The sequence below is a fragment of the Pseudoalteromonas sp. P1-30 genome (genome assembly GCF_001400005.1).
In the GTDB taxonomy this organism is placed as follows: domain Bacteria; phylum Pseudomonadota; class Gammaproteobacteria; order Enterobacterales; family Alteromonadaceae; genus Pseudoalteromonas; species Pseudoalteromonas atlantica.
Window position 1 is genome coordinate 1 of sequence record NZ_LKBC01000006.1, and the last position, 16,770, is coordinate 16,770.

Sequence of the window (16,770 nt, forward strand, 5' to 3'; positions counted from 1 at the left end):
ACAGCTTACAGCTTACAGCTTACAGCTTACAGCTTACAGCTTACAGCTAACTTATTCCGCCGCTAAGTAATCTAAAACCACTTGATGATGATCTTTGGTTTTAAACTTATCAAATAAGTGTTTAATTTTACCGTCTTGGCCTACTAAAAAGGTTAAGCGGTGAATACCGTCATACTCTTTACCCATAAATTTTTTGTAGCCCCATACGCCAAATGCTTCAGCAATGGCGTGATCTTCATCGGCGAGCAAATCAAAGTTAAGCTCTTTTTTAGTTTCAAAGTTTTTAAGGCGCTTAATAGGGTCTGGGCTAATACCGACAACGCGGGTATTAAATTGAGCAAGCTGCGCTTGTTGGTCACGTAGGTTTTCGGCTTGAACCGTACAACCCGGCGTTGATGCTTTTGGGTAAAAGTATACCAGTACTTGTTGCTCTTTTAACAGCTCACTTAAGGTGACTGTTTCGTCGTTTTGGTTTTGTAAGCTAAATTCTGGTGCTGTATCACCGGCTTGTAATGGACTAATTTTGTTCATGCTGTGCTCCTTAGCGAATACGTTTAAAAATATAATCTAAGTTAAGACTGTGCGAAAGGTTTTCAAAGGTCACTTTAAATTGGTCTATATCAACCTCTACTGGGATATTAAACTCAATTTCGCAGCGCATTTTAGTGTCGGTTTCTTCATCGTAGGTGTCTGACTTTAATGAGCAGATACTAATGTGGTGATCGGCAAAAAAACGCGTTACTTTACTGAGTGTACCTGGGGTGTCTATCCCTGTGTATTCAAGGGTATAGCCTGCGCAAAATTCACTTTCGGTGTGGCGAGTGGTGCTGCGCTTCATCATGGTGAGTAGGCCTAGCTCCATGCCTTTAGTAGGCAAGGTGTGCTCTATGCGGCTAATGGCCGACATATCGCCGCTTAGCAGCATGGTAAAGGTAAATTCGCTGCCTAAAATGGCTATTCGGCTATCTATAATGTTGCAATGACAATCACTTACAAGCTGTGTAAGTTCACTTACAATTCCCGGTCTATCTTCGCCAATAGCGGTTAAAACAATTTGATGATTTGAAAATGCAGTCATGAAGTTTAATACCTACGTTTTTTGAAATATAACAACCGAGTTGGTATAGCCCGCTGCGCATACACTACGTTGCACGGCGGCGAAGTTTAACACAAAAAGCGCCCTAAACTACATAGGCGCTTAATTAAAGGCGCTTTAAAGCGTTGTGTTCCTTGTTTTTACTGGCACAGGAAAGTACCATAGCTAAAATTTGTCTTTTTGTTGTGATTGATTTTATAACACTTAGGTGTGAACTTTATTGCAATTAGACAGCCAAATAATAAATGTAAAGTTAATGTTGATTTTACACTGAACCAAATTCGGTATTACCCACTCATATACGTGTAAAACAATTAAAGGGTATGCTAAGGAGAAATATCTGTGCAGTATTGGATCCCAAAAGCACTTGCAGTGAGTGTATTGGTAAGTTTATCAGGGTGTAATGTTTTTATTAATGAAGCGCACAACGAACGCAATTATCGTACGCATGAAGGTGTTAAAACCCCGCCATCGTTATCTCAACCAGCGCAAGATCCGGTTTATAAAATGGATGTGGGTCAATACGATAACAACCCTGAGGCAACAAACTATCGTCCACCAGCACAGGTTTTAACTGTTGCTAAAGGTAGCTGGGTAGAAGAGGGCGATAAACAAGCGCGTATTTACTTTGATAAAAACGATGGCATTGTTGATTTAGATGAATTTGTTTGGGACTCAATTAAAGCGGTTATTGCCGAAAATAATGCAACAACCACAAAAGAAGATAAGCTGCTTGGAATTATCGAAACCGACTGGTACTCAATAATTAAAGCTGAAGAGAGCTGGTTATGGGGCGATGAGGTAAGCGAAAACCAAGAGCGCTTTAGATTCACAATTGAAGAAAAATCGCATCAGCGTACTGCTTCGTTACGCGCTGAACTTATTGACTTTAAAGGTGATGACACGTTAACCGATTTACTTAAGCAGCAATTAGAAGTACGCGCGCTTAACCAAGTTGTGGCTGAATTTGATTATCGCTATCGTCAGTTAGAAGTAGAAAACCGCAAGCGCCAAGGTATTATTTCTTTAGAAATGGGCTTTGATAACAAAGGCAATGCTGCACTTGTTACTGAGCAATCATACGATGCAGTATTCGACCGCTTCTCGGGCTTTTTAGAGCGCCTATCGTTTACCATTGTTGAGATTAAAACCGATACCGGCTTAATAACTGCCGACTACAACAAGCCAGAAAGCAGTGTATGGGATTCTATTTGGGGCGACGAAGTTGCGCAGCTTCCTATTGAAGAAGGCCAATACCAAATTTTAGTGAGCAAAACTAAAGAAGGCGGTACAAGCTTAACCTGGATGGATGACAAAGGCGAAACACTCGAACCTGGCACCATGAATGGTTTACAACAAGCGTTAGAAGCAGCACTTATTCAGCGCGGCATCAAAATTTAATAATTAATAATAAGTTTTTACTACAAAAAGAGCGCTTTGCTCTTTTTGTAGTTTTTATGGATTAAAAAATATGTCTCAGTTACCTCCTCGCGGCCACTATACGTGGCGCACTTGGTTTACTTTTTTAGTACCGTCGTTAATTGGTGTGTTTTTATTTATGACACCCATTCCTACCGCAGACGGGATGACCATTCCTATTGCGTTAATGGCTAAAGGCGTGCAAGCGTTGATGTCTGGCTCTGCGCAAGCAATTATTACCCTTATTATTTGTATTACTGGCGTTATGTCGGTGATCACCAAAGTATTTAAACCCGCCGCTATTTGCCAATCACCCCTGTTAAAGCATTTATTTGATGTAAGTGTAGTGTGGTTAGTGGTGCGTTTATTTGGTATGGCGTTTGTGCTAATGACCCATTTAGGGTTAGGTAGCGAGGCAATCACCTCTGCAAACACAGGCGCTTTGGTATTAAACGACTTATTACCTGTTTTGTTCTCGGTATTTATACTGGCCGGTTTATTACTGCCTTTACTAATTAACTTTGGGTTATTAGAGCTTGCAGGCACCATGCTAACCAAGGTAATGCGCCCTGTATTTGGCGTACCTGGGCGAAGTGCAGTTGACTGTACTGCGTCGTGGTTAGGTGATGGCAGTGTTGGTATTTTAATGACCGCAAGGCAGTACGACCAAAAGCACTACACGCAGCGCGAAGCCGCAATTATTGGTACTACGTTTTCGGCGGTTTCTATTACATTTAGCTTAGTGGTTTTAGGCCAAGTGAAATTAGAGCACTTATTTGCCCCATTTTATGCCACCGTATGTTTAGCCGGTGTGGTAGCCGCTATTATTGTGCCGCGTTTACCGCCACTTCGCTTTAAAAAAGATTTGCTTATTGATGGCAGTGAGCCAAATCGCGATGCTGAGGCTATCCCAACGGGTAAAAGCTTAGTAGGGCACTCACTTGATGTAGCATTAGCAAAAGCCAATAACTCGTCGGGCTTTAAAGGTACCTTAAAAGAGGGTGTACATAATGCGCTTGATATGGTGTTTGGTGTACTACCTGTTGTAATGGCCGTAGGAACATTTGCACTTATTATTGCTGAGCACACGCCGGTATTTCAATATTTAGGTATGCCGTTTGTGCCATTTTTAGAGTGGTTACAAGTACCCGAAGCACAGGCCGCGGCACAAACTATTATGGTGGGATTTGCCGATATGTTTATTCCGTCAATTTTAGCTGCGGGCACCATTGAAAGTGATGTAACTCGCTTTATTATTGCCGCAATGAGCGTAACTCAGCTAATTTACATGTCTGAGGTTGGCGCACTTTTACTGGGCAGTAAAATACCGGTAAACATTGTTGAGCTGTTCGTTATATTTATTTTACGTACACTTATTACGCTGCCGGTTATTGCCTTAATGGCGCATTGGTTAGTTGGCTAGTAGTGTATTTTAATTATAAAAAGCCCTGATTTATCAGGGCTTTTTTGTGGCTAGTTATTTCAATTTACCCTAATACTTAACCCTTTTAAGTGACAAATTGATACTAAATACGAATGAAGATTAAAAACGCCTTGCCACTGAAAGAGTTAAAAAGTTTAAACCTGGGTTAGGCTCTTTAAATCCGGCGTTTGAGTAATGAATAACCCGAAGCGCTACGTTAGTATGGCCAAAGTCTGCAACTAGGCCAATACGGTCTTCAAATTGGTAGTGAGTACTAATATTTTTGCCCGCAAATTTAGTTTCATCAATAAGCGATACGCCAATACCTGCTTCAATATAAAACGGGGTATTATGAAAACTAAAAGCAGGAAACTGCAGCACGGGCGACATAGCCAAAACAAGATTAGATTGCGAGTTGTCACCATGGCGGTATTCCCACATATTAACGCTGGTTTCAAAATAAAAGCGCGCATCGCCCACTAAGTTTTGTAAGCTAGGGGCATGATATTGATAAGCCAGCTTAACACCATTCACGTTGCCTTCGCCCTTGAGAACATCTACGGCGTAACCATGATTAGACTGCGCAAGCGCCGTGTTACCCCATACAGAAATAACTAAAAATAGAATAAGTGTAAAAGTTTTATATACCGTTTTCATAACTGCCAAATTGATGTGTGAGTCGAATGAGTAAATAAATGATAAGGGCGGGCCATTCACATTTTCAATGAGGACAAAATGCCGCTTGTTTATGGGCTGTTAACAGGGAAGGCTTAACTAATTGAAAATAAATAGTTTATTTAATTGGTGCTGTTTTGGCATTAATAAGGTGCATTTTTGTGTCTGTTTTTGTGGCTTAAAATCGCGTAATTTAGCCACATCTTAATCACACACATGGTCACGCTCATGAAACTTTTTAACACTATTTTTATTGCTGCTGCCTTTTTTAGCAGCGCGTTATTTGCGCAAACGGCGCAGTCGCCTCAACATATGCTTGAAGGCGTTGCCGATACGCTTTTTAGCGATATTGCAAAAGTAAATGCACAAGGCGATGCAAGCAAAGCCGATATGGCGCGCATTGTAGAGACGCGTTTAATGCCAAACATAGATATTAAGTTTGTGTCGTTTAAATTGCTTGGTAAGCACATAAAAGGCATTGAGCGCGAGCAAGCTGTACGTTTTATTGATGCAGTAGAGCATTATTTAACAGGTACTTACGCAGGTGCGCTAATGAAGTACACCGGCCAGCAAGTGGTATTTGAACAAGATACCGCTAAAAGCGACTCTGAGTACGCTACGGTTAAAACGCAAATTATTGAGCCAAACGCGCCCGTGATTGATCTGCATTTTAAGCTGCGCCAAGGTAAAGACCAGCAATGGAAAGTTTACGACATTGTTGCCGAAGGTATTTCGCTTTTAAGCGCTAAGCAAAAAGAGATCATTCAACGCATTTCTGATGTAGGCTTAGAGCAAGTAATTACTGAACTAAAAAATAAATAGTTCACTTCCTGATTAAGACCCTCTCCAACCACAAAAGCAGCCGCACTAAAGTGTATTGGCTGCTTTTATATTTTCTTAATATTCATCTACTTTAAGCTCGCAGCAAAAAAAAGGTGTGATAGAATATCACCACGTCGATTAAGCGTGGTGTCAGCTAAAAACTGCTATAACTGACGCCTCATCAAGCTACACTGGAGTTGTGCTGTTTTAATGGAAAATGTACTGATTTGGCCAAAGGAATACCCATTACTTATTAAAGGACTTGTAGAACAAAACGGTGCCTTTATTTTAGATGCTTTAGAAGCTTGGCCTGCATGTCGTTCTACTATTGAAGATGACGGTGTATGCACCACTGTGCTACCACCCATTTACTATTTGATATGGTTAACCCCGCTTGAACCCTTTGAAGAGTGTTATTTTCAGCATATTAGTGAATATGATGAAGATGCGCACGCTTACATTGCTGCTGTTAAAAATCATTATTTAGATAACGAATACACCAGCGAGTCCATGGCGCTAATGCTGTGCCAGCGCTTAGAAAAATACGCCAGTGTGGCGTCGCAAAACGCACTTGATACGCCGCTTTCGTTGTTTAGCTTATTATTTAGTAAACGCTATTTTTCGTTAATTGAACATGCTCTAAATAGTGGCAGCAAATTAAGTGCACACGATACGCTAGCACTGTGGCAAGAAGTTGATTTTAGAGAGCGTTTAAGTGCTTTTTTACCTGAATCGGTTGCTGATTTAAACGAACTTACAGAGTTTGCCAGTCAAAAAGTAGCAAACGGTAAAGACTATTTTACGCTACTAACGCAAGTATCGCCTGATGTTGATTCTATTGTATTGCTTGAAAAAGCATTACTTGCTCATTTAAGCCAAAAAAGCGCAAAGCAAACCATGGCAATGCGTTTTATAGAGCAAGGTGCCACCGGTACATTGGCTGATGAAAACAATAAAACAGCGTTTATGTGGGCAGCCGAAAAAGGCTATGTAAATGTGATAGAAACCCTGTTGGCTAAACAGGATCAAAAAGCGCAAGACACCTTAGGCAATACCGCACTGCATTATGCAGTGTTAGCTAAAAACGAAACCCTTATGGTGCTATTACTAAAAGCAGGTTACGACTTTAGAGCACGTAATAACGAGGGCTTAAGCTGTTACCGGTTAGCAGTAAGTATTAAAGCAAGCAATTTAGTTAAATGCCTTGAGCGCGATTTTGGTATAAAAGAGCTTTCGCCAGAAGGGCAGTTTAACCGCATTAAAAAGGTGCACGCCTTACACGCAATTGTCACTATTTTATTGCCATTGCAGCTCTATTTCTTTTTTGATGAAAGTATTGCCATAAAAAGTGAGCTGACTTTAATTTTTACATTGATTGCATCGGTGTGTTTTTTCTTTGCGGCGAGTTTAAAGCGCTGTGCGCTCTATCCACATATAAAGCACCCGTGGGGGTTATTTGTGTTGCGTGTTTTTTCGTTGTTAAGCTTAATAGCTCAGCTTGGATTAGCCAGCATAGTTGCACTGGCTGCACTGAGCGAATTAGTGTAGCGACTGCCATGGCAAACTAAAAGCCTAAAAAACGCGCTCACATTGTTATGTTAAGCGCGTTTTTTGTATGTATAAGCTGTTATATCAATCCGCAATAATATCTAATCATTTTGCGGGGCTAAACGTGTCGCTATCTGCGTGCGAATTTTTTGCCTTGCTATCAACACGTTTTTCCATCCTCAAAATAGATTACTTACTTATGCGGATTGGTATTATTTCAACTTTCAACTTTCAACTTTCAGCTTAAATAATTTATTTTGCGAATTAGCATTATTTATTGTATTCGTTAGCGGCTTTTTCCTCTGCTAGCTCTTCTTTAAGCTTACGTATTTTTAAGCCTTGCTCTTGCCCACGGTGCCGTGCGTAATATGTGCAGCCAATAAACATGGCAGAGGCAAACACAAGCTCTAATAACACCCATATTAGCTCATCAGGTGCAGCCCATAACATGGTTAAGCCGTGTATAAAGTACAACATAACAACAAAGTTAGCCCAAGCGTAAGTGTAAGTGTTGTCTTTAATAAAGCCTCTTAAGGGCAACAGTAAAGGGATTATAGGCACAAACAAGGATACGAAATTTGCGTTGCCATTTAGCGGAGGTACAAAGTACATCCACAGAGGAAATAAAAGTAATAAACCCACATAGCCAAAAATAGCGGTGCGCTGAAATTTTACAGTAATTGGCTTTTTAGCAGGGGTGTCAGCGGTATTCATTGAAGTTTTCTCGCAATGTGAGTGAGGCGTTTACCAACGCTTTGGCATATTTTAATTTCGTCTTTACTTAAAGTATTCGTATTACTACTGCCGGCTACATGTGTTGCCCCGTAAGGTGTGCCGCCGGTTTGCGTAGCTAGTAACTCAGGTACTTCGTAAGGCACCCCTAATAACATCATGCCGTGGTGTAGTAGCGGCAATGATAAATTAAGTAAGGTGGCTTCATTGCCGCCATGCATACTGCTTGATGATGAAAACACACAGGCTGGTTTATCTATTAACTGGCCTTTTAGCCAGAGATCGCTGGTGGTTTCCCAAAACGTTTTTGCTTGCGATGCCATCATGCCAAATCGGGTAGGTGTGCCAAACGCAAGGCCGTCGCAATTTATTAAATCATCTTTTGTAATTACTATATCGTGCGGGTTTTTAGCAACAAAGGTACGCAATACGGCTGTGGCACCCTGTTGCTCTATAGATTCGGCTATTTCGTGCGCCATAGCCTCAACCGAGCCATGGCTTGAGTGATACAGGACAACAATGCGAGTCGTCATTATAATACGCTTAATACGTTTTCAGGCGGACGGCCAAGGGCTGCTTTACCGTTGTTTTGTACAATAGGGCGTTCAATAAGTTTAGGGTTGTCTACCATGGCGTTTATTAGCGCTGACTCGTTGGTTTCTTCTTTTAGGTTAAGCGCTTTGTATGCGTCTTCTTTTGTGCGCATTAGCTGGCGAGCTGAGCTAAAGCCTAATTGTTCTAAAAGTTGGCTTATTTGCTCATGGTTAAGCGGTGTTTTTAAATACTCTACTACGCTTGGTGTTACGTTGTTTTGTTCTAGTAATGCGAGGGTTTCACGCGATTTAGAACAACGTGGATTATGATAAATAGTCACTGACATACAATTAGTTCCAAAATGTAATTTGCCGCTATTTTAGGGCAAGCGCTGACAGACTTAAAGCCTTGCCAGCTCTTTTTGTAAACGGCGGTACTGAGTAAGCAAGGCTTTTAAGCGTTGCTGTTTAACCAGTTCTGTGGGTTCTACGAAGTTAAGCGCTTTTTGGATTTCGTCTGCGGCTTTAATATACGCGCCATATTGCGATAACACATCAGCATTGGCCTCGTGATAAGCGGCAAGCTTGTCTTGCTTTTTATAGGCATCGGCTAATAGCTGTTTACCTAAGTTGTGGTCGGGTTTTTCAAGTAAAAAGCTTTTTAAAATGTTTTCAGCTAGTTCAAACTGCTCAGCCTCTAATGCCGCATTTGCATAGTTTAAAGTTATAACTTGGTTGTTAGGGCGATAGTTGTTTAGTTCAGCCAAAAATTTTACCGCTTCGTCGGCTTTTTTTTGCGCTATTAGTAAATCGGTATGGGTATCGATATAAAATAAATTTTTAGGACTTTGCGCTAATAGCGGCTCTAAAATTTCGGCGGCTTCATCTAGTTTATCTTGATCAAGTAAGCTTATGCCCAAGCCGTATTTAAGCGCGGTGTTGTTGTAACTGTTTTCGCGCATTAATTTTTTAAATAACGCTTCGGCATTTTCGGGCTTATTGGCATAACGGGCAAGTACACGGCTTTTTGCTAAATTAAACTCAAGGCTTGGGTTTAAATGGCGCACAGGGAATTGCTCTGCACGTAGGCGTACGTCAGATACACGGCTCTCTGGCAATGGGTGAGTCAGTAAAAAAGCGGGTGGTTTGTACTTATACCTTATTTGCGCTGAAAGTTTAGTTAAAAATTCACTCGATGCACGGGCGTCAAAACCGGCGTTATTAAGGGTTTGCATACCAATTCTGTCGGCTTCTTGCTCGGCAGCACGGCTGTGAGTTAATTGGCTAAACGCAGCTTGGGTTTGGTTAGCCGAAATAATAGCAATACCTGCGTCGGGAGCAACCACGGTGGCTAATATACCGGCTATCATGCCTGCAATAGTCAGTGCGCTGTTGTCTTGTTGTTGCTGAATACGACGAGCTAAATGGCGCTGAGTTACGTGCGCTATTTCGTGCCCAAGTACAGAGGCAAATTGGCTTTCGTTATCTGATTGCGCAATAAGCCCAGTATGCACACCAACATGCCCGCCGTAAAAAGCAAAGGCGTTAATTTCGTTGTTATTTACCCAAAAAAACGAAAAAGGAAAACGCACGTCGTTTGCATTAGCCACAAGTTTTCGGCCAAGTGTGGTTAAGTATTCGTCTAAAACGGGGTCGTTTACTACCGGTGATGAGCCTCTTATTTGCATCATCATCACTTCGCCAATGGCTTGTTCTTTTTCAAGTGGCAAAACTTGTAGCGCAGACGTGCCTAAATCGGGTAGCGTAAAGTTTGTTTGTGCCTTTAACGGCTCACTAACCAGTAGGCTAAAGGTAAGCGCGGCACTGCATAAAGTGATAAAGGCTGATTTTAGCTGCATTTTATTCCTTGTTAATTTGTTCACCAATGGCAATTTTTGCTATGTCAATTTCATCGCTGCTTGCACGGCTGTCTTTTTCGCACAATTGGTAGAGTTCTTTTATTGTGACTCCATCAAGCTTTACAACGTTCAATTCCTGCTGCAAAAATTTAATAATTTTATGTACTACCTTATGTGCATGTAAAATAATGGCTTTATCGGCCTTGTCGCCGCGCTCAAAATAAAAGCCAATAAACTTATGGAGCTGATTTATGCGGATCAGGTTTTTCATTGAATGCGGATCCCATACTTTAAACTCCATAAAGCGGTTATCTTTAACGTATTGATCAATAATTATGTCTTTAGCATAGGGTTGCGCCCAAAGCTCAAAGCCTCGGTCGGTAAATACTTGGTGTAGCGCTATACGCGGCTTATGCTTGGTGTGTATTTCACCAAAATCATCTTCATAGCCATCAAGTAAGTCTAAGTTCCAATTGCGTTTATTGATCAGGCTTTTTACAGCGTTATCAAATCCGTGCTCCAATATTCCTTCAGATTCGCTGACCGAAGAAGCAACAAGATGATAAAAAGGCGGGAGCTCTCCCCAGTTTATCTGCTTTTTATACCAATTAATCTCTTTGAGAGTTGGATTACTAGGTAGTTGCGCTTTATTATGCGTGCCAGGCATTAACTTATCCTTACTGCTAATTATGTTATAAGGATAAACCATTGCTGGAATGGTTTTAAGAAAAAGTTACTGCTGTTCACATTTTATAAATAGAATGACCGACAATATGCGACTTATTATTCATTTTACTTAGCGAGTAAAGTAGTTATGTTAGAGTGCGATTTAAAAAAATTTAAATGCCCACAACAGTTTGTACAATTTAAATTAGCGCTTCGTAATGCGCAGTCATCTAATAAGGCAATAACGTTTAGTATAAATAACGACGAAAGCGCAGATGATATTACGCGTTTTTTAAGCAAAAATGCATATACATATAAATTTGATCAACACCTAGGACTATTACTAGTGGAGCCATTGCATGTTTGAATACGTTAAAACATGGTACGAAAGAAAGTTCTCAGATCCTCATTCAGTCACCTTACTTTTTTTACTCATTGCCTCTGTGGCATTACTGTACTTTTTTGGCTCGTTAATTGTTCCTGTGTTAGTGGCATTGGTGATTGCTTATTTACTTGATTGGCCGGTTGTACACTTAGAGCGCTTTGGGTTAAAACGCTTTAGCGCCACAGTCATTGTAATGCTTATTTTTACCGGGGTTATGCTTACCCTTATTTTGGTTATTGGCCCCGTACTTTGGAAGCAAACCAGTAATTTAGTACAAGAAACCCCACACATGGTAGAGCAAGGTAAGTCATTTTTAATGGCCTTACCACAGCAATACCCCAGTTTAATTAATGCTGAGCAGGTCCAAGCTATTGTGGCAAGTGTAGAGGCAAAGGCGCTCGAATTTGGCCAAGTTATTGTCTCGTTTTCACTTACTTCGTTAAAAGATGTTGTGGCATGGCTTATTTATTTGGTGCTTGTACCCTTACTTGTATTTTTTATGCTTAAAGACAAGCTTGAGCTTACAAGCAGTGCCGCTACGCTTATTCCGCAGCAGCGACGGTTAATTTTGCAAGTGTGGCACGAAATGAACCAGCAAATAATGAATTATATTCGAGGCAAAGTATTCGAAATTTTAATTGTGGGTGGCACCTCGTTTATTGCCTTTACTGTACTTGATTTACGTTATGCAGCTTTACTTGGTGTGCTGGTTGGGTTTTCGGTGTTAATTCCATTTGTGGGTGCGGCATTGGTTACCATACCGGTTGCGGCGGTGGCGCTGTTTCAATTTGGTATCGAAACGCAGTTTTGGACCATATTAATAATTTACGGGGTCATTCAGGCGCTCGATGGCAACGTATTAGTGCCCTTGTTGTTTTCTGAGGCCGTTGATTTAAATCCCGTATTTATTATTGTTGCAGTGCTATTTTTTGGTGGCTTATGGGGTTTTTGGGGCGTGTTTTTTGCCATTCCGCTCGCATCGCTTGTAAAAGCGCTAATAAATGCCTGGTCATCAACCCATGGAGAAATAACAAAAGAGCGGGCAGAGTAACGTACTTTTAGTTTAAAAAAGCATAGTAAACGCACCTAAGTTACTAATTGATTATTACCCAATGAGAACAAACTTATGTACTATTGGGTATAAGATATATTTTTTAGTAATAAAGGTGCGTTTTTAATGTCTGAGTTTTTATTGCACGATGAACAAGCAGCCCAAGTTTATCTTGATGCAAACGCTACAACACCTGTTTTACCCTGTATTGCCGATGTGGTCTCGCACACCATGCAAATTTGTTTTGGTAACCCCTCAAGCCCCCATATTAGCGGTATACAAGCCAAGTATTTATTAGAACAAACAAGACAAAATGCACGCCATGTTATTGGTGCGCCCGATGGCGATATTCTTTTTACCTCAGGCGCAACAGAGGGCATACAAACAGCCATTGTTTCAACGCTCATTCATGCTAAAAATCATACGGTTAAAAACCCTGTATTATTGTACGGGGCAACTGAGCATAAAGCGGTGCCTAACACGTTAAAACATTGGAATAGCGTTTTAGGCATTAACGCCCAATTACTGGCTATTCCTGTTGATAGTAAAGGGGTTTTAGATTTAGCGTTTATTAGTGAGCACATAAATAACGCGCTAATGATTTGCACCATGGCGGTTAATAACGAAACCGGTGTTTATCAAGATTTAAACGCTATAGAGCATACTATTCGCAGCCGTAATAAATCAGTGTCTTGGATGGTTGATTGTGTACAAGCCTTAGGTAAACAAGCGCTAGCGCTTAGTAGTACCAGCATAGATTATGCCCCGTTTTCGGGCCATAAACTCTATGCACCAAAAGGTATTGGTTTTTTATACATTAAAAATGGCAGTGCCTATACGCCATTTATTGCGGGGGGCGGGCAAGAAAGCGGCATGCGCTCTGGCACTGAAAACCTACCAGGTATAGCAGGGCTTAATAAACTGTTTAACTTGCTGCTAGATAAAAACGACGACACGTTTAAGTCGGTTGAGGTATTAAATAGCTACAGAGCGCAACTGCTTAATGCGCTGCAAAGTACCTTTGGTGATATAACCTTTAATCACGATTTTTCACATTCTGTACCTACCACCCTTAATTTTGCTGTTGATACGCTTACCTCCAAAGAGGTTATTGATTTATTTGACGCAGCAGGCATTAGAGTGAGCGGTGGCTCGGCGTGCAGTACAGGGGCAACACGCAGTTTTGTGCTTGATGCAATGGGGGCAACTAATTGGCAAAGTGAAAACGCCATTAGGCTGTCTTTTGGGCCTGCTGCAACCGAGCAGCAAATTAGCCAAGCATGTAAGCGTATATGCTCGTTAAAGGCGGTATTAGAGGCCAATTGCTTAATTGTTTCTGACAGTGCCTCGCCAAAGCAAGAAGTGTGCGCGCTGGGATTAACACAATTTAGGCATAAAGGGGCGTGTAGCTGGCTGTATGTTAGTGACGATGACAGCGCCGTTATTATTGACCCGGTAATAGAGCTTATTCCGCGCTTTGAAAAAATAGTGAGCACACAACAGCTCAACGTAAAAGCAATTTTAGATACCCACCAGCACCAAGACCGCCCAAGCGCAGTGGCTTTGTTAAATGAAGTACTGGGCACAACGCATGCGCTGCAAAATAGCATTGAGCTTGGTACAAAAACGCTAACCATAGAGCCAACCCCAGGGCACAGCAAAGACAGCGTTAGTTATTTATTAAAAGAGCGCACCAAAGGTCATATTGATTATTGTTTTTGCGGTGATTTAATTTTACCTGCAGGACTTGGCAATACCTCGCTTGAAGGGGGCAGTGCAACGCAAATGGCACACTCACTTATTACCCTTGCTGAGCAAATAAGTGACGATACGGTTATTTGTTCGGGGCATGACTATCAGCAATGCTTTGCCATTAACTGGCGTACTGTACGTGCACAAACGCCTTTGCTTAGCCCATTATTAGATGGAGAAATAAGTACGGCGCAATTTGCACAGCTAAAAGCACAACACGATCAGCTACATATGCAAACCAGTAACCAATTGTGTGGCTATGTACAGGCGGCGGTGCAAACAGACACTAAGCAGCTAGACTTTACGCAAGCTAAAGCGTTACTAACGCAAAAAAATGTGTATTTAATTGATACCCGTGAGCCGTATGAACATGGCGCAATTAATGTGGCGGAGCTTTTTGCTGCGTCTTTAGCTAATACGCTTAATATTTCACTTAGCCGTATGGCTAACGCCATAGTACAAAATCAATTAAACCCGCAGCACACCTATATATTACTGTGTAGAAGCGGCAATCGTTCTAAAATTGCAGCGGCAAATTTACAGCAATTAGGCTTTGCGAATATTTATAACGTAGCGGGTGGCTTGGCGTTGGTGAGCTAATTATGGGCCTAGTTTTGAGGATGTTTTAACCACCTATAAAGCTAGGCGAGTGCATACGGTGCAATTTATGCTTTGGGCCTATAATGTTTCGAAGTTTAATTTGCAGCAGTGTGTTTGCTATTTTTACATGGATGTAAGCCAGTAGCGTAACGCAAGAGCAGTTACTGAACCCACTAGGGTACAAACCTCGCGCCAAGATTAAATTGTTCCTAGTTTGTACAAATTTTAATCCTAAAAGGTCAACAGGCCCTAATTCATGAATATTTAATAAATGTTGTTTAAACTATTAAATGCTTAAAATTTGTGGGTAATTAATTCATAAAATTTTTATGATACCGGTGTCAAAAGTAAAAAATTGCGTTATTATCTGCATCATAAATTATAAAAACAGCATTTTTATTGCTTTTTTCGTTATACTAAGCGCTTGCTTTTTTACTAGCACTACGCGCAATTAGCGAAGTCTTTTTACCTAAAACTGTTTTTAAATCATTAATTTAAATATTTTAGAGGATATTTACATGTCTAATCGTTCGCAATTAGCAAGTTGGCAAGCACTGCAAAATAGTGCCGCGCAGATGAAACAAACCCATCTAAAAACGTTATTTGCACAAGATGATACACGATTTGATGCATTCTCTACTCAAATTCCGGGTGTGTTGTTTGATTATTCAAAGCAGCGTATTGATAAAACTATTTTTGCACAACTCATCGAGCTTGCTAAAGAGTGTGACATTGCCTCTTGGCGCGAAAAGATGTTTAGCGGTGAAAAAATCAATATTACAGAAGAGCGTGCTGTTCTTCATACTGCTTTACGTAATCGTGCCCATACACCTTTAGTTGTTGACGGCGAAGACGTAACGCAAGCGGTTGATAACGAATTAGCTAAAATTAAAACCTTTGTAGAAAAAGTACGCAGTGGGCAATGGGTAGGCTACACAGGTAAAGCAGTAAAAGATGTGGTAAGCATTGGTGTAGGTGGTTCAAACCTAGGCCCGCAAATGGCAACCGAAGCGCTAAAAGCACTTGCTGATGACACTTTAAATGTCCATTACGTATCTAATGCTGACGGTGTTCAAATTGCCTCTGTGTTAAAAGCAATTGACCCAGAAACAACCTTGTTTGTTATTTCATCGAAAACATTTACCACATCAGAAACCATGACCAACGCCAAAACGGCCGTTGATTGGTTTTTACAAACAGCAAAAGATGACAGCGCCATTGCTAAGCATTTTGTTGCTGTGAGCACAAACTTAGAAAAAACCGCAGCCTTTGGTATTAGCGATGAAAACGTATTCACTATGTGGGATTGGGTTGGGGGTCGCTTTTCACTTTGGAGTGCGATAGGCTTACCTATTGCGTTATACCTAGGTTATGACGCGTTTGAAGCTATTTTAGAAGGCGCATTTGAAGTAGATGAGCACTTTAAAGCAGCCCCATTTGAGCAAAATATTCCGCTTATAATGGCACTACTTAGTGTATGGAATACCAGCTTTTTAGGCTTTACGTCGCAAGCTATTTTACCGTACGACCAAGCGCTTCATATGTTACCTGCGTATTTACAACAAGGTGAGATGGAAAGTAACGGTAAACACGTAAACTTTGCAGGCGAAACCGTACCTTATACAACGGTTCCTATTATTTGGGGTATGACCGGTATTAACGGCCAACATGCGTTTTATCAGTGCTTACACCAAGGTAATGTAATTGTACCTGCTGATTTTATAGCCTCAGTTAAGCCGCAGGTAGCCGTAGATAAGCATCACGATATTTTATTATCTAACTTTTTAGCGCAAACAGAAGCAATGATGAGCGGTGTAGATGCACAGCAAGTCACAGAAGATTTAGCCGCTAAAGGTAAAACACAAGCGCAAATTGATGAGTTACTAAATCATAAAATTCATCAGGGTAATCGCCCTACAACATCTATACTGCTAGATACAGTTGATGCAAAAACAGTAGGCCGCTTAATTGCGCTGTACGAACATAAAATTTTCTGCCAAGGCATAATTTTAGAAATTTGCTCATTTGATCAATGGGGTGTAGAGCTTGGTAAAGGCCTTGCCTCTAAAATTGAAAGCGAACTAACCGATGACAGCGTAAAACACGCCCACGATAGTTCAACAAATGGCTTAATTGCGTACTACAAGCAACACCGTACGCAGTAATATATTCGCTTATGTAAATAAGCAAACCGAGTACCTTTGAACGG

16 protein-coding genes are annotated in these 16,770 nt (G+C 41.0%); 8 read left to right on the forward strand and 8 right to left on the reverse strand.

Going from position 1 to position 16,770, the window contains the following annotated elements:
- Positions 1-51 precede the first annotated feature (51 nt).
- The gene (gene bcp, locus AN395_RS11345) at positions 52-531 is read right to left on the reverse strand and encodes a thioredoxin-dependent thiol peroxidase (protein WP_029774548.1); all 480 of its coding nucleotides are present in this window, start codon (positions 529-531) and stop codon (positions 52-54) included.
- Between the two features lie 10 nt (positions 532-541).
- Entirely contained in the window at positions 542-1,078 is a 537-nt protein-coding gene (locus AN395_RS11350) for a glycine cleavage system protein R (RefSeq protein WP_054983068.1), read from the reverse strand.
- 360 nt (positions 1,079-1,438) lie between these two features.
- Between AN395_RS11350 and bamC the strand changes: the two genes are divergently transcribed.
- Entirely contained in the window at positions 1,439-2,497 is a 1,059-nt protein-coding gene (gene bamC / locus AN395_RS11355; RefSeq protein WP_029772477.1) for an outer membrane protein assembly factor BamC, read from the forward strand.
- A gap of 70 nt (positions 2,498-2,567) precedes the next feature.
- Entirely contained in the window at positions 2,568-3,938 is a 1,371-nt protein-coding gene (locus AN395_RS11360; protein WP_029772478.1) for a YjiH family protein, read from the forward strand.
- A gap of 120 nt (positions 3,939-4,058) precedes the next feature.
- Here AN395_RS11360 and AN395_RS11365 read toward each other — a convergent pair whose 3' ends face one another.
- The gene (locus AN395_RS11365) at positions 4,059-4,595 is read right to left on the reverse strand and encodes an acyloxyacyl hydrolase (protein ID WP_004589166.1); all 537 of its coding nucleotides are present in this window, start codon (positions 4,593-4,595) and stop codon (positions 4,059-4,061) included.
- A gap of 246 nt (positions 4,596-4,841) precedes the next feature.
- Here AN395_RS11365 and AN395_RS11370 point away from each other — a divergent pair, with 246 nt between their 5' ends.
- On the forward strand, positions 4,842-5,435 hold the full coding sequence (locus AN395_RS11370; protein ID WP_004589167.1) for a phospholipid-binding protein MlaC: 594 nt from the start codon (positions 4,842-4,844) through the stop codon (positions 5,433-5,435).
- A gap of 210 nt (positions 5,436-5,645) precedes the next feature.
- Positions 5,646-6,983 carry an ankyrin repeat domain-containing protein gene (locus AN395_RS11375; RefSeq protein ID WP_054983069.1) on the forward strand — a complete coding sequence of 446 codons (1,338 nt, stop codon included), beginning with the start codon at positions 5,646-5,648 and terminating at the stop codon, positions 6,981-6,983.
- A 270-nt stretch (positions 6,984-7,253) separates the two neighbouring features.
- Here the strand turns inward: AN395_RS11375 and AN395_RS11380 are convergent, their stop codons facing one another.
- The 5 genes from AN395_RS11380 to AN395_RS11400 are packed head-to-tail and all read right to left on the reverse strand — an operon-like array spanning position 7,254 to position 10,774.
- Positions 7,254-7,697, reverse strand: a complete 444-nt coding sequence (locus tag AN395_RS11380; protein ID WP_054983070.1) for a DUF2069 domain-containing protein — start codon at positions 7,695-7,697, stop codon at positions 7,254-7,256.
- Positions 7,694-8,248 carry an NAD(P)H:quinone oxidoreductase gene (gene wrbA / locus AN395_RS11385; RefSeq protein WP_004589170.1) on the reverse strand — a complete coding sequence of 185 codons (555 nt, stop codon included), beginning with the start codon at positions 8,246-8,248 and terminating at the stop codon, positions 7,694-7,696. Before wrbA ends, AN395_RS11380 begins: the two co-directional genes overlap by 4 nt.
- Complete coding sequence (gene arsC / locus AN395_RS11390) at positions 8,248-8,595, reverse strand: arsenate reductase (glutaredoxin) (protein WP_029772483.1); 348 nt, start codon at positions 8,593-8,595, stop codon at positions 8,248-8,250. Before arsC ends, wrbA begins: the two co-directional genes overlap by 1 nt.
- A 54-nt stretch (positions 8,596-8,649) precedes the next feature.
- The gene (locus AN395_RS11395; protein ID WP_024034211.1) at positions 8,650-10,107 is read right to left on the reverse strand and encodes a M48 family metalloprotease; all 1,458 of its coding nucleotides are present in this window, start codon (positions 10,105-10,107) and stop codon (positions 8,650-8,652) included.
- Between the two features lies 1 nt (position 10,108).
- Positions 10,109-10,774 (reverse strand): hypothetical protein, encoded by a 666-nt coding sequence (locus AN395_RS11400; RefSeq protein WP_004589173.1) that lies wholly within the window; start codon positions 10,772-10,774, stop codon positions 10,109-10,111.
- Between the two features lie 147 nt (positions 10,775-10,921).
- On the opposite strand from AN395_RS11400, the gene AN395_RS19640 reads away from it, so the two are divergent.
- The 4 genes from AN395_RS19640 (at position 10,922) to pgi (ending at position 16,726) form a co-directional block, all read left to right on the forward strand.
- Positions 10,922-11,140 carry a hypothetical protein gene (locus AN395_RS19640; protein ID WP_004589174.1) on the forward strand — a complete coding sequence of 73 codons (219 nt, stop codon included), beginning with the start codon at positions 10,922-10,924 and terminating at the stop codon, positions 11,138-11,140.
- Positions 11,133-12,209, forward strand: a complete 1,077-nt coding sequence (locus tag AN395_RS11410; protein WP_004589175.1) for an AI-2E family transporter — start codon at positions 11,133-11,135, stop codon at positions 12,207-12,209. Before AN395_RS19640 ends, AN395_RS11410 begins: the two co-directional genes overlap by 8 nt.
- 126 nt (positions 12,210-12,335) lie before the next feature.
- The gene (locus AN395_RS11415) at positions 12,336-14,561 is read left to right on the forward strand and encodes an aminotransferase class V-fold PLP-dependent enzyme (protein WP_054983071.1); all 2,226 of its coding nucleotides are present in this window, start codon (positions 12,336-12,338) and stop codon (positions 14,559-14,561) included.
- Between the two features lie 518 nt (positions 14,562-15,079).
- Entirely contained in the window at positions 15,080-16,726 is a 1,647-nt protein-coding gene (pgi, locus tag AN395_RS11420; protein WP_054983072.1) for a glucose-6-phosphate isomerase, read from the forward strand.
- The last annotated feature ends 44 nt before the right edge of the window (positions 16,727-16,770 follow it).

Coding starts and splice junctions, on each gene's coding strand:
- wrbA (WP_004589170.1), bottom strand. CDS start 8,248: ATGACGACTCGCATTGTTGTCCTGTATCACTCAAGCCATGGCTCGGTT.
- AN395_RS11350 (WP_054983068.1), bottom strand. CDS start 1,078: ATGACTGCATTTTCAAATCATCAAATTGTTTTAACCGCTATTGGCGAA.
- AN395_RS11360 (WP_029772478.1), top strand. CDS start 2,568: ATGTCTCAGTTACCTCCTCGCGGCCACTATACGTGGCGCACTTGGTTT.
- AN395_RS11365 (WP_004589166.1), bottom strand. CDS start 4,595: ATGAAAACGGTATATAAAACTTTTACACTTATTCTATTTTTAGTTATT.
- arsC (WP_029772483.1), bottom strand. CDS start 8,595: ATGTCAGTGACTATTTATCATAATCCACGTTGTTCTAAATCGCGTGAA.
- bcp (WP_029774548.1), bottom strand. CDS start 531: ATGAACAAAATTAGTCCATTACAAGCCGGTGATACAGCACCAGAATTT.
- AN395_RS11410 (WP_004589175.1), top strand. CDS start 11,133: ATGTTTGAATACGTTAAAACATGGTACGAAAGAAAGTTCTCAGATCCT.
- AN395_RS11415 (WP_054983071.1), top strand. CDS start 12,336: ATGTCTGAGTTTTTATTGCACGATGAACAAGCAGCCCAAGTTTATCTT.
- AN395_RS11370 (WP_004589167.1), top strand. CDS start 4,842: ATGAAACTTTTTAACACTATTTTTATTGCTGCTGCCTTTTTTAGCAGC.
- AN395_RS11395 (WP_024034211.1), bottom strand. CDS start 10,107: ATGCAGCTAAAATCAGCCTTTATCACTTTATGCAGTGCCGCGCTTACC.
- AN395_RS11400 (WP_004589173.1), bottom strand. CDS start 10,774: ATGCCTGGCACGCATAATAAAGCGCAACTACCTAGTAATCCAACTCTC.
- AN395_RS11375 (WP_054983069.1), top strand. CDS start 5,646: ATGGAAAATGTACTGATTTGGCCAAAGGAATACCCATTACTTATTAAA.
- pgi (WP_054983072.1), top strand. CDS start 15,080: ATGTCTAATCGTTCGCAATTAGCAAGTTGGCAAGCACTGCAAAATAGT.
- AN395_RS11380 (WP_054983070.1), bottom strand. CDS start 7,697: ATGAATACCGCTGACACCCCTGCTAAAAAGCCAATTACTGTAAAATTT.
- AN395_RS19640 (WP_004589174.1), top strand. CDS start 10,922: ATGTTAGAGTGCGATTTAAAAAAATTTAAATGCCCACAACAGTTTGTA.